This is a genomic window from Oceanibaculum sp. (assembly GCF_022449305.1).
Taxonomy (GTDB): Bacteria; Pseudomonadota; Alphaproteobacteria; order Oceanibaculales; family Oceanibaculaceae; genus Oceanibaculum; species Oceanibaculum indicum.
The window spans coordinates 13860-29608 of sequence record NZ_JAKUSO010000002.1; the positions used below are offsets into that span (position 1 = coordinate 13860).

13 protein-coding genes and 1 riboswitch are annotated in these 15749 nt (G+C 64.0%); of the genes, 12 read left to right on the forward strand and 1 reads right to left on the reverse strand.

What is annotated here, in order from left to right; translation table 11 throughout:
• Positions 1 to 49: 49 nt before the first annotated feature.
• A complete protein-coding gene (locus MK313_RS00495) occupies positions 50 to 1027 on the reverse strand; it encodes an NAD-dependent epimerase/dehydratase family protein (protein ID WP_008944100.1) in 978 nt (325 codons plus the stop codon).
• A gap of 369 nt (positions 1028 to 1396) precedes the next feature.
• On the opposite strand from MK313_RS00495, the gene MK313_RS00500 reads away from it, so the two are divergent.
• From MK313_RS00500 to MK313_RS00555, 12 genes are all read left to right on the forward strand, one after another.
• The gene (locus tag MK313_RS00500) at positions 1397 to 3184 is read left to right on the forward strand and encodes a methyl-accepting chemotaxis protein (protein WP_287779427.1); all 1788 of its coding nucleotides are present in this window, start codon (positions 1397 to 1399) and stop codon (positions 3182 to 3184) included.
• A gap of 275 nt (positions 3185 to 3459) precedes the next feature.
• Positions 3460 to 5175 (forward strand): methyl-accepting chemotaxis protein, encoded by a 1716-nt coding sequence (locus MK313_RS00505; RefSeq protein ID WP_287779429.1) that lies wholly within the window; start codon positions 3460 to 3462, stop codon positions 5173 to 5175.
• A gap of 160 nt (positions 5176 to 5335) precedes the next feature.
• Entirely contained in the window at positions 5336 to 6655 is a 1320-nt protein-coding gene (locus MK313_RS00510; RefSeq protein WP_287779432.1) for a sensor histidine kinase, read from the forward strand.
• 122 nt (positions 6656 to 6777) lie between these two features.
• Positions 6778 to 8757, forward strand: a complete 1980-nt coding sequence (locus tag MK313_RS00515) for a methyl-accepting chemotaxis protein (protein ID WP_287779435.1) — start codon at positions 6778 to 6780, stop codon at positions 8755 to 8757.
• A 123-nt stretch (positions 8758 to 8880) separates the two neighbouring features.
• A riboswitch (TPP riboswitch) is annotated at positions 8881 to 8986 on the forward strand.
• Positions 8978 to 10135 carry a glycine oxidase ThiO gene (gene thiO / locus MK313_RS00520; RefSeq protein ID WP_287779437.1) on the forward strand — a complete coding sequence of 386 codons (1158 nt, stop codon included), beginning with the start codon at positions 8978 to 8980 and terminating at the stop codon, positions 10133 to 10135. Its footprint overlaps the riboswitch before it by 9 nt.
• A gap of 11 nt (positions 10136 to 10146) precedes the next feature.
• Positions 10147 to 10371 carry a sulfur carrier protein ThiS gene (gene thiS / locus MK313_RS00525; protein WP_287779440.1) on the forward strand — a complete coding sequence of 75 codons (225 nt, stop codon included), beginning with the start codon at positions 10147 to 10149 and terminating at the stop codon, positions 10369 to 10371.
• A 5-nt stretch (positions 10372 to 10376) separates the two neighbouring features.
• Complete coding sequence (locus MK313_RS00530; protein ID WP_287779442.1) at positions 10377 to 11168, forward strand: thiazole synthase; 792 nt, start codon at positions 10377 to 10379, stop codon at positions 11166 to 11168.
• Positions 11165 to 11791 (forward strand): thiamine phosphate synthase, encoded by a 627-nt coding sequence (locus MK313_RS00535; protein WP_287779443.1) that lies wholly within the window; start codon positions 11165 to 11167, stop codon positions 11789 to 11791. The genes MK313_RS00530 and MK313_RS00535 overlap by 4 nt, the downstream gene beginning before the upstream one ends.
• Positions 11792 to 11895: 104 nt before the next feature.
• The gene (locus tag MK313_RS00540; RefSeq protein WP_287779446.1) at positions 11896 to 12285 is read left to right on the forward strand and encodes a hypothetical protein; all 390 of its coding nucleotides are present in this window, start codon (positions 11896 to 11898) and stop codon (positions 12283 to 12285) included.
• A gap of 93 nt (positions 12286 to 12378) precedes the next feature.
• On the forward strand, positions 12379 to 13320 hold the full coding sequence (gene secF / locus MK313_RS00545) for a protein translocase subunit SecF (protein WP_287779448.1): 942 nt from the start codon (positions 12379 to 12381) through the stop codon (positions 13318 to 13320).
• 167 nt (positions 13321 to 13487) lie between these two features.
• Positions 13488 to 14204: a hypothetical protein gene (locus MK313_RS00550; RefSeq protein WP_287779451.1), complete on the forward strand. Its 717-nt coding sequence runs from the start codon at positions 13488 to 13490 to the stop codon at positions 14202 to 14204.
• 193 nt (positions 14205 to 14397) lie between these two features.
• Positions 14398 to 15267: a PAS domain-containing protein gene (locus MK313_RS00555; protein WP_287779454.1), complete on the forward strand. Its 870-nt coding sequence runs from the start codon at positions 14398 to 14400 to the stop codon at positions 15265 to 15267.
• The last annotated feature ends 482 nt before the right edge of the window (positions 15268 to 15749 follow it).

The window sequence follows — 15749 nt, forward strand, 5'->3', positions numbered from 1 at the left end:
GGCAGCAGACGAAAGTGGAAAGGCCGGCGGATCATCCCGCCGGCCTTTTTCATACGCCCTTGTACTGGCGGAACCAGTCGATGAAGCGCGGCACGCCCTCATCGATGGGCGTGGCCGGGTCGTAGCCAAGGTCACGGCGGCTATCCGCGATATCGGCATGGGTGGCGGTCACATCGCCGGCCTGCATCGGCAGTTCCTCGATGATCGCCGTGCGCCCGGCGGCCTGTTCCATCACCGACAGGAAGCGGCGCAGCGGCTCCTGCCGGCTGTTGCCGAGATTATAGAGCGTGTGGCGCACGCCCGCCTCGTCCGCTGCCGGCGGACGGGCAATGGCGGCCATCACTCCGGCAATCACATCGTCGATATAGCTGAAATCACGCGCCATCTCCCCCCGGTTGAACAGCCTGATCGGCCGGCCGGCGAAGATCGCGTCGGCGAACAGCCAGGGCGCCATGTCAGGCCGGCCCCACGGGCCATAGACGGTGAAGAAGCGCAGCCCCGTGGCCGGGATGCCGTACAGGCTGGAATAGGAATAGGCCATCGCCTCGTTCGCCTTCTTGGTCGCGCCATAGAAGGAGACCGGCCGGTCGGTCGGGTCGCCCACCGCGAAGGGCAGCTTCTTGTTCGCGCCATAGACGGAGGACGAGCTGGCATAGACCAGATGTACCGGCTGTTCACTATGGCGGGCCAGTTCCAGCACCGTCAGGAAGCCCTGGATGTTGCTGCGCACATAGGCTTCCGGATGTTCCAGCGAATAGCGCACGCCGGCCTGCGCGGCGAGATTCACGATCGCCTCGAACGGCCCCTCGCCGGCCAATGCCGCGCGCACGCCTGCCGCCTCTGCCAGGTCGGCCTCGATAAAGCGGAAATCGCCTTTCGGCAGAGCGGCCAGCCGGGCGCGCTTCAGCGCCGGGTCGTAATAATCGTTCAGATTGTCGATGCCGACCACGCGCTGCCCGGCGCGCAGCAGCGCCGCCGCCAGATGGAAGCCGATGAAGCCGGCAACGCCGGTGACCAGCACGCTCATACCGTGTTGTCCTTTTTTTGCGATCCGGGTGATCCAGATGTAGCGGGCAGGCGTAATAGATAGCAGGTCAAGCATGCCGTGACAGCCCGACGCCTCCCATCACAAGAAATATTGTGCATCGTCACACTTATGAAGTGCAGCCCGTTTTTAATCTGCAAAAACCAAAACATAAACTCTGAAATGGATAATAATCATCAGAAATGATGACCAATTAGCCTGCAACAGCACAAATATTAAGCATTTTTTACTGTGAATATAATCTTATCGTTAATAAAATTTTAATTTTTATTGCGAATTATTATCGAGAAAATTCCGGCGATAAAGCCTCAAAATGTCGGAATAATTTTCCCTTCTGAGGAGTTCATGAACATGAGCGATATTGCCCTGTCAGGCAGCCCCGTCCGCGCCCGGCGCGACGGCCGCAGCCTCTCCGTCATGCAGAAACTGCTGGCCATTGTCGGCCTCTGCATTTCCTTCACCTTCGCCGTCGGCGGTGCCGCCGTCTGGCAGCTCTCACTGATCGGCGAGGAAATGCAGTCGGTCGTGCGCAACGACATGCCGCTGACCTCGATGGTCCACAAGGTTTCCGAACATCAGCTGGAACAGGCAGTGCTGCTGGAGCGGGTGACCCGTCTCGGCGGCCTGCGGTCCGATGCCAACGCCACCAGCCTGCAGAACGCCATCGCGGCGCTGGAGGAACTGACACCGAAGGTCTATGCGGAAATCCGCGCGGCAGAGGATCTGGCGAAAGCGGCCATCGCGAACGCCAAGAATGCGGCGGAAGCGGAAGAATACGGCTCCGCCCTGCATGATCTGGAGGCCATCGACCGCAACTTCGTCATCCTGTCCGATCAGGTTCGCGACATCACCACGGCCCTGCGCGAGGGCCGTATCGAGCAGGCGGAAGGCATGCTGGCTGGTGTGTTGGCCAGCGAGGAAACCCTGCACAAGCAGTTCGTCGCGCTGATCAACAAGCTGGACAGCTTCACCGCGGAGGCCATGGAAACCGCCTATGCGCATGAGCAGTTCGCGCTGAAGCTCATGGCTGCGCTGTCGATTGCCGGCGCCGTACTGGGCTTCGGCATCGCCGCCTGGCTGGTACGCGGCCAGATCACCCGTCCGCTGTCGCAGGTTGTCAATGCGCTGCTGCGGCTTGCCGAGGGCGACACCAGCATCGATGTCGATGTGCGCAGCCGTGACGAGGTGGGTCAGGTCGGCCTCGCCTTCCGCACCTTCAAGCAGCGCACCATCGAGATCAAGCGGCTGGAGGCGGAACAGGCCGAGCGCGAGGCGCGGGCCGAGGAAGAAAAGCGTCAGGCGATGCTGCAGCTTGCTGACAGTTTCGAGCAGAGCGTCGGCAGCATCGTCGGCATCGTCTCGGCGGCGGCGACGGAGCTGGAGGCGGCGGCGCAGACGCTGAACGCCAGCCTGGAGGAGACCAACGCCCAGGCCAGCACGGTCGCGGCGGCGGCGACCCAGGCCAGCACCAATGTCGAGACGGTGGCCACTGCCTGCGAGGAGCTGGCGGCCTCGGTCCGCGAGATCGGCAGCCAGGTCAGCCAGTCTTCCCGCGTCTCCGAACGCGCGGTCGGCACGGCGGAACAGACCCAGGAAACCGCCGAAGGCCTGTTTGCCGCCGCCCAGAAGATCGGCGAGGTGGTGAACCTGATCCAGGAGATCGCCGAGCAGACCAACCTGCTGGCGCTGAATGCCACCATCGAGGCGGCCCGTGCCGGCGAGGCCGGCAAGGGTTTCGCCGTGGTGGCCTCGGAGGTGAAGAACCTCGCCAGCCAGACCGCCAAGGCGACTGAGGATATCACCTTGCAGATCAGTGAGGTGCAGGGCGGTACCCAGCGCACCGTCGGCGCCATCAAGGAGATTGCCCAGGTCATCAACGAGAGCCGGGAAATCGCCTCGGCCATCGCCTCGGCGGTGGAGGAGCAGGACGCGGCAACCCAGGAGATCGCCCGCAATGTGCAGCAGGCCTCGGCCGGCACGCAGGAGGTCTCGGGCGCCATCGTGCAGGTCAGCCAGGCCGCATCCGAAGGCGGCTCGGCGGCCAGCCAGGTGCTGTCCAGCGCGCAGGAACTCTCCCAGTCCGCCGCCCAGCTGCGGACCGAGATGGAAAGCTTCCTCGCCCGGGTTCGCGCGGCCTAAGGCGCGCGGCCTGATCAACACTCCATCTGACACCGCAACAGAAGGGCGCCGGCAGCACTGCCGGCGCCCTTTCCGTGTCCGGAGTCTGCCGTGGGCAGCAGGCTCTGAAGAGCAGCGCCGGACATGTTTAAGAAAAATTAAGAATAGGCTGATATCTAATTTTGCGCGACTTTAACAAACCTTTAAAAAACAAAAGAAATTCAACCTGCAGCTTATCGGTCAGGGACTGGAAATAGCCTTAGCCCGAACAATCACTCCTGACGGGAGACAAGACATTGAAGAACAGGTTCAGCCTCTCTCTCCGCGGCAAGCTGGTCACCCTGACCCTTTGCCTCATCGCGCTGTCTGTGCTCGCGGTCGGCGGCACCACGGCCTACATCCTGAAACAGGACATCGCCAGCCAGGTGATCGCCCGGCAGAATGCCAGCCTGCGCACCGCTGCCGTGCTGCTGCGGAAGGCGATCCCGGAAACCCGCTTCACGGTCAGCAAGGAAGGCCGGGTGTCGGCCCTCACCCTGCCGGCCATCCCGGAGTTTCCGAACCACGACATGATCGACGAGATCGGCCTGCTGACCGGCGAGACCGCGACCGTCTTCGCCTGGGACCCGGCGAAGGAGGATTTCTTCCGCCGCTCCACCAACATCATCAAGGATGACGGCCAGCGCGCCGTCGGCACGCCGCTGGGCAAGAATGGCGCGGTCTATCCCTACATGCTGCGCGGCGAGACCTATAACGGCGAGGCCACCATCCTGGGCAAGGAATACTACACCATCTACGAGCCGATCTTCGGCCCGGAGCGCAAGGTGATCGGCATCCTCTATGCCGGCGTACTGAAATCCACCATCAACGCCACGCTGAACGAGATGATCGTCGCCATCCTGACGGCCAGCGGCGTGGTTCTGGTGATCGGCGGGCTGATCGCCGTGGTGCTGATGGGTCGGACCACCGCGCCGCTGGGCCGGCTGAGTGGGCTGATGGTCGAAGTCGCCAACGGCCGGCTGGACGGCGACACACCCTATACCGGGCGGGGCGACGAGGTTGGCGGCATGGCCCGCGCACTCGACATCTTCAAGGCGAACGCGCAGGAACGCCAGCGCCTGGAAGCCGAACGCGAGCAGAATGCGACCCGCGCCACCGAGGAAAAACGCCAGGCGATGATCGCGCTGGCCGACAGCTTCGAGGAGAATGTCGGCAGCATCGTCAGCATCGTCTCGGCGGCGGCGACGGAGCTGGAAACCGCGGCGCAAACGCTGAATGCCAGCCTGGACGAGACCAACAGCCAGGCCAATACGGTGTCCGCGGCAGCCAACCAGGCCAGCGCCAATGTCGAGACCGTGGCGACCGCCTGCGAGGAGCTGGCCGCCTCGGTCCGCGAGATCGGCGGCCAGGTCAGCCAGTCCTCCAGCATCGCCGACCGCGCGGTCAGCAACGCCAACCAGACCCAGACCACCGCCGAAGGGCTGGTGGCCGCCACCCAAAAGATCGGCGAAGTGGTGAACCTGATCCAGGAGATCGCCGAGCAGACCAACCTTCTGGCGTTGAACGCGACGATCGAAGCCGCCCGCGCTGGTGAAGCCGGCAAGGGCTTCGCGGTGGTGGCCTCAGAGGTGAAGAACCTGGCCAGCCAGACCGCCAAGGCGACCGAGGACATCACCCTGCAGATCGGCGAGGTACAGTCAGTCAGCCACCGCACGGTGGATGCGATCAAGGAGATCGCCAATGTCATCGGCGAAAGCCGGGAGATTGCCTCCTCCATTGCCGCCGCCGTCGAAGAGCAGGGCGCCGCGACCGACGAGATCGCCCGCAATGTGCAGCAGGCCTCGGCCGGCACGCAGGAGGTCTCCAGCGCCATCGTGCAGGTCAGCCAGGCCGCGTCCGAGGGCGGGTCGGCGGCCAGCCAGGTGCTGGAAAGCGCCAAGGAACTGTCCCGTACGGCAGCCAAGCTGCGTAACGAGATGGGCAACTTCCTGAACCGCGTGCGTACCGCCTGAAGCGCGACCGGGTAACGGGCGGGACGGTGGGGTTCGGGCCCCGCCGTCCCGTCAAGCTTTTCGCCCCGGCTATTAACAAACGCTCAACTCTTCTACTCTAGCGTGCTTCGATCATCTCCCGACGGCCACCCCGCAACGACATACGCGATGGACCAGCCAGGTGCCTAATCCCGAAGCAGCGCCGGATATCGCCCCGCAACAGGCAGAAGGGCTGTTGCGGAACCGCGCGACCATCCTGTCCAACCTCGTCGTTGCGCTGCTCTCCGTCCTGGTGTTGCGGGAAACCCTGCCGACCGCGACCACGCTCGGCTGGATCGCCGGCATGGCGGCCCTCAATGTCGCCCGGCTTTTCCTGTCGCACTGGATGCTGCGGTCGGCCTGGCCGGTGAGGCGGAAACTGCATGTCTTCACTGTGGGCGCAGCGCTGAGCGGCCTCAGCTGGGGGTGCCTTCCGGTGCTTTTGCTGCCGGCCGGCACCGAGGCGGATTTTGCCTTTGCCGGCTTCATGATCGCCGGCATGACCGCCGGCGCCATAACCGCCCTGTGCTGGTATCAGCCGGCCTATCTCGGCTTTCTCCTGGGGGCCACCCTGCCGCTTTCCGCCTCCCTGCTGACCCTTCAGCAGCCGGTCTATCTGACGATGGCGGGGCAGGTGCTGTTCTACGCCATCATGCTGGGGGTGATCTCCGCCTTCTACAGCCGCCGGCTATTGCAGAATCTGCGCCTGGAAGCCGCGCTGGACCGGGAACACCGGCGGCTGGAAGCGACCCGGCAGGAACTGGCTCTGGCGCAGAGCAACAAATGGCTGACCCTGGCGCAGCTCCGCCATCATCTGCGCACGCCGATGAATGCCGTGATCGGCTTTTCCGACATGCTGCGCAGCGAGGTGCTGGGGCCGATCGGCAACCCGAAGCACAAGGCCTATATCGACCATATCCACGAAAGCGGCACCCGCGCCCTGCAGACCATCACCCAGATCCTGGAGGTCTCGCAGGCCGAGGCCGGGATGCTGACACTCTCCCGCACGCCCCTCGACATCCGGCAGGAGCTGACGGATTGCCTGCGGCATCATGGCGAGACAGCCAAGCGCCTGAATGTGACCCTCACTGCCGATATCGCGGACGACCTGCCGCCGCTGCCCTGCGACCCGGACCGCCTGCGCCAGATTCTCGACCAGCTGCTGTCCAACGCGCTGCGCCATACGCCGGCAGGCGGAGCGATTACGCTGGCCGCCCGTGTGACACCGAAGCACTGGCTGGAAATCCGCATTGCCGATACCGGCATCGGCATTCCCGAAGACCGGCTGGCCGAGGCGATGACCCCCTTCGTGCAGTTCGACGATGCGCTGGTGCGCCAGCATGACGGCATCGGCATCGGCCTGCCGCTGGCCCGCCGGCTGGTCGAGCTGCATGGCGGCAGCTTCACGCTGGACAGTGCCCCCGACCAGGGAACCACCGTCACCATCCGCCTGCCGCTTTAGCTCCCTGCTCAGGGCGATCGTGATATTGCCGGGCGAAGCGCTTGGCATTTAATTAATTATTAAAATATAATTCACTAATAAAACAGCCGCGACTCTTTTCCCCGAACCGCAGGAACCCCTTCATGTCCAGCTTCCTCTCGCGCGTCAGCGTCAAATTTCAGGTCGGCCTGCTCGGCCTGCTCGGCATCGTCGGGCTCTTGGCGGCTGTCGCCGTCTTCTTCCAGGGCATGGAGAAATTCGCCGAACAGCAGGCCCGGCTGGACCTCGCCGCCGATCAGCAGTTCCAGGCGCTGCGCCTTGATGCGGCATTGCTCGATGCAAGACGCGCGGAGAAGGATTTCCTGATCCGCCGGGAAGACCGCTATGTCGAGCGGCACGGGAAAATCATCGATAACGCCAGCGGCATGATCGGTGGGCTGGCAACCTCGCTGGCCCGGACCGACGCCGCCCTGGCGGAGAAGCTGCGCGAGATCGGCGCCGGTCTCGATACCTACCGACAGCGCTTCGCCGCCGTCGTCGAGTCCCAGCGCCGCCTCGGCTACAAGGAGACGGAAGGGCTGGAAGGCAATCTACGCGCCGCCGTGCATGCGGTGGAGACCCGGCTGAAGGAATATGAGCAGGCGGAACTTGCCGTGCTGATGCTGATGATGCGCCGGCACGAGAAGGATTTCATGCTGCGTCTCACCCCGAAATATATCGAGGATATCGCGCAGCGGAAGATCGCCTTCACCGCGCTGATGGCCGAAACCGACAGCATCCCGCCGGCAACCAAGCAGGAGATCACCGGCCTGCTGAACAGCTACCAGGACGCCTTCAACGCCTTTGCGGCCACGCGCCTGCAACTGGTCGAGCAGGTGGAGGCGCTGTCCAGCGCCTATGCCGCCATCGACCCGCTGATCGAGCAGGTATTCGCCGGCATCGCCGCCGGCTACGAATCCACGCAGCAGACCCTTGCCGCCGAACATGCCGAAGCCGAAAAGCTGCTGTGGATCATGATCGCCAGCATCCTGGCGGCCCTTTCGCTGCTGGCGATCTGGCTCGCCCTGTCGATCTCGCGCCCGCTGGTCGGCATGGCCGGCGCCCTGAATGCGCTGGCCGGCGGCCAGACCGAAGTGGCGATCCCGGCGCAGGACCGGGGCGACGAGATCGGCGCCATCGGGCGGGCGGTGAAGCGCATCGAGCAGAACGCCATCGACCGCGCGCTGGCCGAAAAGCAGGCAGAGGAAGAGAACCGCCTGCGGCTGGAAGCGGAGAAGAAGCGCGTCATGGCGCAGCTTGCCGACCAGTTCGAGCATAATGTCGGTAGCATCGTGCGCGTCGTGTCCTCGGCGGCGAACGAGCTGGAAGCGGCGGCGCAGACATTGAACAGCAGTCTGGAGGAAACCACCGCCCAGGCCGATACGGTGGCGGCTGCCGCAACCGAGGCCAGCACCAATGTCGAGACGGTGGCTACTGCCTGCGAGGAGCTGGCAGCCTCGGTCCGCGAGATCGGCCAGCAGGTGGCGCAATCCTCCCAGGTCGCCGACCGCGCCGTCGGCACCGCCAACCAGACCCAGGTGACCGCCGAAGGGCTGGTGGCCGCGACGCAGAAGATTGGCGAGGTGGTGCAGCTCATCAACGAGATCGCCGAGCAGACCAACCTGCTGGCGCTGAACGCCACCATAGAGGCCGCCCGCGCCGGCGAGGCCGGCAAGGGCTTCGCCGTCGTCGCGTCGGAGGTAAAGAATCTCGCCAGCCAGACCGCCAAGGCGACCGAGGACATCACGCTGCAGATCGGCGAGGTGCAGGACGGCACCCAGCGCACCGTCGGTGCGATCCGCGATATCGCTGCCGTCATTGGCGAAAGCCGGGAGATCGCCTCGGCCATCGCTTCCGCGGTGGAGGAGCAGGACGCGGCGACGCAGGAAATCTCCCGCAATGTCATGCAGGCCTCGGCCGGCACGCAGGAGGTCACCAGCGCCATCGTGCAGGTCAGCCAGGCGGCATCCGAAGGTGGTTCGGCTGCCGGGCAGGTGCTGTCCAGCGCGCAGGAACTCTCGCAGTCTTCCGTCAGGCTGCGCAGCGAGATGGACAACTTCCTCGCCCAGGTCCGCGCCGCCTGAGACGGAACGGCACTGGAGCATGTGAAAACGGCGGGACTCCAGCCCCGCCCCCCCCTATAGAGCATGTGAAAACGGCGGGGCTCCAGCCCCGCCGTTGCATTTCGGGACAGAACCATTACATGGCATAGTGTGCTGGGGTGCCGGGGCGGGATGAGCCGACGCGGCTGAGATCATACCCATTGAACCTGATCTGGATCATGCCAGCGAAGGGAGCGTTACCATGTCACCTAAACCAACCGTCGCCATCATCGGTGCCGGTGTCTGCGGCCTCGGCATCGGCTGGCGGCTGGCGCAGGCGGGATGTCCGGTGTCCGTGTTCGAGCGTGGCCAGGCCGGGCGCGGCGCCAGCTGGGCCGCCGCCGGCATGCTGGCCGCCAATGCCGAGACCGAACCCGGCGAGGAATCCCTGTTGCCGCTGACGCTGGCCAGCCAGAAGATGTGGCCCGGCTTCGCCGCCGAGCTGAAGGATGCCAGCGGGATCGATGTCGAATATCGCGAGACCGGCACGCTGGTCGCCGCCACCAACCGCGACGAGGCGGAGCAGCTGCGCTTCACTTACGAATTCCAGCGCGATCTCGGCCTCGCCGTCGAATGGCTGAGCGGGGCGGAGGCACGGAAGCGCGAGCCCTATCTGCGGCCCGGCGTGCCGGGGGCGATCTGGGCACCCGACGATCATCAGGTTGAGAACCGCCGGCTGTCCGAGGCGCTGAAGGCGGCCTTCCTGCATGCCGGCGGGACCTTGCACGAGAACAGCCCGGTCGCCGGCATCGAGACCGAAGGCGGCCGCGCCGTCGGCGTGCGGGTTGGCGATGATCTCCATAAGGCTGACAGCGTGGTGCTGGCCGCCGGCTCCTGGTCGCGCGACATTCCCGGCCTTCCGCAGGCTGCCCTGCCGCCGGTGCGCCCGGTGAAGGGCCAGATGCTGAGCCTGCGCATGGACCCGAAGGCACCGCTGGCGACTGCCGTGCTGTGGGCACCGAAAATCTATCTGGTGCCGCGCGCCGACGGGCGGCTGATCGTCGGCGCCACGGTCGAGGAAAAAGGCCATGATACGGCACTGACGGCGGGCGGCGTGCTGGCGCTGCTGGACGCCGCCTGGCGGGCGATTCCCGCCATTGAGGAACTGCCGATTGAGGAGATGTGGGTGGGCTTCCGCCCGACCAGCCGCGACGATGCGCCGATCCTGGGCGAAACCGGCACCGATGGGCTGCTGGTGGCGACCGGCCACCACCGCAACGGCATCCTGCTGGCGCCGATCACCGCCGACGCCATCGCCCGCAAGATCCTGACCGGCAGCCCGCTGCCCGAAGCTGCCCCCTTTACGCTGGCGCGCTTCACCGCTAAGGCTGCTGCAAGACCTGAGATCGCCGCAGAATGAGTATGGTTGCGATGAGTGACGCGAAGACCCTGCTTTCGATCCGCCTGAACGGCAAGCCCTACGGCACGATGGCCGGCAGCATTGCCGCCCTGCTGGCCGAACGCGGTATCGATTCCAGCCGGCCCGGCATTGCCGTGGCGGTGAACCAGAAGGTCGTGAAGCGCGGCGACTGGGCAACGACACCCGTTTCCGCCAGCGACGACATCGAGATCGTACAGCCCTTCCAGGGCGGGTGAGAGACATGAACGCGATGAACGATACCGCGAAAGACCCCCTCACGCTGGCCGGCAAGAGCTTCGGCTCGCGCCTGCTGATCGGCACGGCGGGCTATCCCAACCGCCAGGTCATGCTGGATGCGCTTGATGTCAGCGGGGCGGAGATCGTCACCGTGTCGATCCGCCGGGTCAGCACCGAATCCTATGCCGAGAATCTGTGGGACCTGCTGAAGGACCGCTGCCACCTGCTGCCCAACACGGCGGGTTGCGGCACGGTGCGTGACGCCGTGCTGACCGCGCAGCTGGGACGCGAGGCAGTCGGCACCGACTGGGTGAAGCTGGAGCTGATCGGCGACCGCGAAACGCTGTATCCCGATGTCGCCCAGCTGGTCGAGGCGGCGGAGGAGCTGGTAAAGGACGGCTTCATCGTGCTGCCCTACTGCACCGACGATCCGGTGGTGTGCCAGAAGCTGGCCGATGTCGGCTGCGCCGCCGTCATGCCGCTGGCCTCGCCCATCGGCTCCGGCATGGGGCTGGTGAACCCGTATAATCTGGAGATGGTGTGCAACCGCTCCACCGTGCCGGTGATCGTCGATGCCGGCATCGGCACCGCCTCCGACGCCGCCCGCGCGCTGGAGATCGGCGCCGACGCGGTGCTGCTGAACACCGCCATCTCCAAGGCACGCAACCCGGTGCTGATGGCGGCCGCCATGCGCGACGCCGTGGCCGCCGGCCGCGCCGCGCGCCGCGCCGGGCGCATCCCGCGCAAGGGCTATGCCGAGGCGTCGAGCCCGCAGCTGGGCATGATCGGCTCTTGAGGTCCCTTCCCGCGCCGCTGCTGCTGATCACCGACCGGACGCAGAGCCCCCGCCCTCTGGCCGAGACCGTGGCAATGGCGCTGGAGGGCGGCTGCCGCTGGGTGATGTTGCGCGAGAAGGATTTGCCGCCGGACGAGCTGCTGGCACTGGCCCGCGAGATCGCCGCGCTGACCTCGGCCAGGGGCGCCACCCTGACGATCAACAGCGACATTGCGGCAGCACAGGCGCTGAAGGCCGGACTGCACCTGCCGACCGGCGGCAAGCCGCTGGGTGCCCGTTCGGCGCTGGGGCAAAAAGCGCTGATCGGCCAGTCCGCGCACAGCGTGGAAGAAGCCGAGAAGGCGCTGGATACCGGGGCCGATTACGTCACTCTCAGCCCGATCTTCGCCAGCGCCAGCAAGCCCGGCCATGGTCCGGCGCTGGGCAGCGAGGGGCTGCGCCGGGTGGCGGCACGGCTGCAAATCCCCATCGTGGCGCTGGCCGGCATCGATGCCGACAATGCCGGCACCTGCCTGAGGGCCGGTGCCGCCGCCGTCGCCGTGATGGGCGGGATCATGCGGGCGAAGGACCCGGCGGCGGAGGTCCGCGAACTGCTGGCGGCACTGGCAAAGGCCAGCTCTTAACCCCCACCTCTTGACGGCCTTTGCGCGAAGGCGCATCTATCGCCTGTGACCGGCGGCCTTGCGCCACTGTGGCGTTTTCAGCCCGGTCCCTCTGGACGACCCGGTTGAGCGCTTTCTCCAAAGCCCTGCCCGCTTCCATGCTGCGCGCCGTCACGGCGCTCGCGGTGCTGGCCGGGCTGTTGCTGGGGATGGCGCATCCGCCGGCCCAGACGCAGACAATCGCCCTTGCCCCGCAACCCGCCTCGCTGGAGCTGGGCGGCGGCACCTTCGGCCCGTCCGGCCATGTGCTGGCCGAGGATTTCCGGCAGGTCCAGCAGCGCGCGGACGAACTCCCTGCGCCTGGCGGCAACGATAGCTATGGATTGCCGCACTCAACCCTTGCGGACACCTCCCTGCCCGTGTCGCTGGCAGCTTCCGCTGCGACGCTTCCTATCCCCGCTACCCGGACACCGGACCGGCACCGACCGACCGGCCCTCCTAGCCTCCTGTCGTGATCCGTTGCCGGCCGCCCAAGACGCGGCCGGCTGTTCCCGGCAAATTTCGGCACGCGCCCACAACAAACGGCGGCGTGCCCGGAGGCTTAATCCATGCGTTTCCTGCCCATCCGGCTGCTGCCGGACAATACGGCGTTCGACTTCGTGCGCTATCGCTTCGCCGCCTATGCGTTTTCCCTGCTGCTGGTCGTCGCGACCCTGGGGTCGCTGGCACTGAACGGCCTCAATCTCGGCATCGACTTCAAGGGTGGCATGCTGGTCGAAATCCAGTCCGCCCAGCCCATCGATCCCGGCAGTCTGCGCAGCCGGCTGACCGAGGCCGGCCTTGGCGCCGCCGAGGTGCAGCAGTTCGGCAAGCCCAATGAGGCGCTGATCCGGCTCGACAGCGACCAGCTTGGCACCACCGAGGCGAAGCAGGCGGCCCCGCGCATCCGCGCCGCGCTGGGCGAAGGCTACGAGTTCCGCCGCACCGAACTGGTCGGCCCGCGCGTCAGTGCCGAGCTGTTCCGCGACGGTGCGCTGGCCACGGCGCTGGCCGTGCTGGGCATCGCGCTCTATGTCTGGTTCCGCTTCGAATGGCAGTTCGGCGTGGCGGCGATGATCGCCACCGCGCATGACGTGGTGGTCACGCTGGGGCTGCTGTCGATCACCGGGCTGGAATTCAACCTCACCGCAATTGCCGCGCTGCTGACCCTGGCCGGCTATTCGATCAACGACACGGTGGTGGTGTTCGACCGCATCCGCGAGACCATGCGCAAGCACAAGAAGCTGCCGATGGCCGAGCTGATCAACCTCAGCGTGAACCAGACGCTGTCGCGCACCATCCTGACCTCCGGCACGACACTGATCGCCATCCTGCCGCTGATGTTCTTCGCCACCAGCACGCTGCTGAATTTCACCGTGGCGCTGGTCTGGGGCATCCTGATCGGCACCTTCTCCTCGGTGTTCGTCGCCGCGGCCCTGCTGCTGCACCTGCCGGCGATCCGCAGCACTGAGGCCGAGGCCGAGAGCCCGGAAAAAGCAGTTTCACAATGATCGCAAGGCCTAGGCGCGATCCGCTGAGGCCTGCATTCAACCGCCCTTATTCAATCCAGAATTGAAAAGTGAGCAGAGGGGTACATCCGCCCTAGAAGCGAAGCGCAAAGAGTCCTTCTAATGAACGCTGGCCTGCATTCCGCGGGCTTACGGCACAGGAGGACAAAATGCGTGCTTTGACTTCGCAGGACTACGACAATATTCAAGCCGTCATCAGCCTCTATCTCGACAGCCTTGAGGGGATGGGGCTGGAACTCACTGTCGAAACCGACATGGCCGGCTGGGCCGATGTGATGCGCTCGGCTCCGAAGATGTCAGCGGTAAACCCGACGTTTGACCCAGATAAAAGCTATCTGCATCCAGGAAACAGTTTTTGGATCAGATTACGCCATGACGACGAGACGGTTGCCTGCATCGCCAACCGTCTTTTCGTTACAGAGGATTATATCGGGCTGAAGCGGTCGCTGCGCCTTTGGTATGATCTGAAGCCGGTCCTTATTCGGGAACCCATGGCGTTGATGCTTCCTGAAGACGTGCCGCACATTTCCGGTCGAATCGGTCACCACGGCGGTCTCTGGGTTCATCCTGACTGGCGCGGCAATGGTCTGGCCGGCACCCTGCCCAGGCTCACGCGGGCATTGTCGATGCGGCATTTCGATGTGGACTGGCATTGCGGCATCGCCCTGAAGCCCATCGCGGATAGAGGACTGCCTCTGAAAGCCTATGGCTACCCGCATATGGACTTGTGCCTTGAAGGTTTTTTTCCTGTTACGGGCAAGTATGAACAGATTTACATGGGCTGGATTACGAGGCCCGAAATCCTGAAGCAGTTCGCGGAGACAGTGACCCAGCCGGAGCTGCAGCCTGCTGCTACGGCCGCTTAGTCTGCTTTATATGGTCGTTGTGGCCGCTTCAGGATGAGGCGGCCACACGCTCCATTCGAAACTGTCACGTCGCCAAAACAACGTAAAAAAGCGGCACATAGTATGCATTTTACAGTTGCCTGTTGAATTTTCTCCGTTAATTCTATGTTTAGAAACTATAACTAAATTCAGGCTGTTTGCGTGGGGAGATATCATGGCCACATCGCAGCCGTTCATAGACAGTAATCTGAGACGCTGTCACGACCTGTTGAATATGGCTAATTTGTTCCTGGCACAGAACAAACTGGCCAGCGCTGGCAGTGCCATTGGCGCTTTGCGGGCAAATTCCGCGCTTCTGTCATCGAAGGATGCGACTTTTTTCCGGGAGCGACTGATCGCTCTCGATCAGGAGCATATGCGGCGCGGCGGAAGCCCCCTCAAGAACCACAAGATTGTTGATCTTTCTGCCTATCGCCGGGAAAGGCTTGCGCAGCGCCCCATGGCCAGTTCCGCTATGGGGCTGAAAGCACTTTACGGCAACAACCGAAATGGAAGACCAGCCACGGCGGAAGATGAAAGAGGCAATTTCATCTATCGCATGCCGATGGCTGTGAGCGAGGTCTCTAAGTCTGACAGTTTGGGCATGGAAAGCTTGTGGCAGATTTGGCAACACGCCCAACAGTCACGAGGCCGGCCCCACAGCCTTCCCTTATTGTCGGATGTAGACCCGAAGATGATTGCCGACATTGGCATGCTCGGGTTTGTCCATATCATCGACGTGTCTCCGGAAAACCCTGAAAACTTCAATGTTCAGGTCTATGGAAGCCGGGTGACGTTTTATAATGGACAGAATTTGTCCGGTCTGAAGATCGGGACCTTCCCCATTCCGATCTACCGGGAGTCGGTGGCGACGGACTACAACACCGTGCGCATGACCGGCGTGCCGGCCTATCACCGGGTGATCGCCACCGTGGACGGGTCGCGCCGGCATTACACCCGCCTGCTGCTGCCTTTCTCGACCGATGGCAACCGGCCAGACCGGTTGCTGGTGGGCGTGCGCACGGACAACTGGCTGCCCGAATAAGCCCCCTCTAAACCCCACCGGTAAATCGCACCATAAATCCCGCCGATAAGACCGGCGCAAGACAAGCGCGCCGCACCGACCAGAAGCCGGAATAAGCCCTTAAAAAGAATCGCTTATCGCCAGCACTGATGGGCGACGCACGGGCTTATCCCGCACCTGCGAGATGGATTCATTTTTCACGTGACCCGGCAGCAATCACGCTGCCCGTTTTTCGTCACCATATGAATTTACGAATATACAAATAGGCGCCAATTTTTACTTTATCATCTATGTAAATAATAACACATTACTATAACAATCTTCTAAATTCTGAGAATCGATAAAGACTTGAATGGTGGTTTCGACATGGCTATATTTGCCGCCGTCGGGTCGGAAGAGACCCCCAGCCATCCTGCAAGTCGAGGCTAGCGGACTGGCTCAAACAAGCCTCCCGGTGGGTGAAAGCGCTCCCGTCTTCGGGACATACAGCCGAAATGGCAGCC

Excerpts from the sequence above, each read along its gene's own strand:
- MK313_RS00495 (WP_008944100.1), bottom strand. The coding sequence starts at position 1,027 with ATGAGCGTGCTGGTCACCGGCGTTGCCGGCTTCATCGGCTTCCATCTG.
- MK313_RS00555 (WP_287779454.1), top strand. The coding sequence starts at position 14,398 with ATGGCCACATCGCAGCCGTTCATAGACAGTAATCTGAGACGCTGTCAC.
- secF (WP_287779448.1), top strand. The coding sequence starts at position 12,379 with ATGCGTTTCCTGCCCATCCGGCTGCTGCCGGACAATACGGCGTTCGAC.
- MK313_RS00515 (WP_287779435.1), top strand. The coding sequence starts at position 6,778 with ATGTCCAGCTTCCTCTCGCGCGTCAGCGTCAAATTTCAGGTCGGCCTG.
- thiO (WP_287779437.1), top strand. The coding sequence starts at position 8,978 with ATGTCACCTAAACCAACCGTCGCCATCATCGGTGCCGGTGTCTGCGGC.
- MK313_RS00500 (WP_287779427.1), top strand. The coding sequence starts at position 1,397 with ATGAGCGATATTGCCCTGTCAGGCAGCCCCGTCCGCGCCCGGCGCGAC.
- MK313_RS00550 (WP_287779451.1), top strand. The coding sequence starts at position 13,488 with ATGCGTGCTTTGACTTCGCAGGACTACGACAATATTCAAGCCGTCATC.
- MK313_RS00530 (WP_287779442.1), top strand. The coding sequence starts at position 10,377 with ATGAACGCGATGAACGATACCGCGAAAGACCCCCTCACGCTGGCCGGC.
- thiS (WP_287779440.1), top strand. The coding sequence starts at position 10,147 with ATGAGTGACGCGAAGACCCTGCTTTCGATCCGCCTGAACGGCAAGCCC.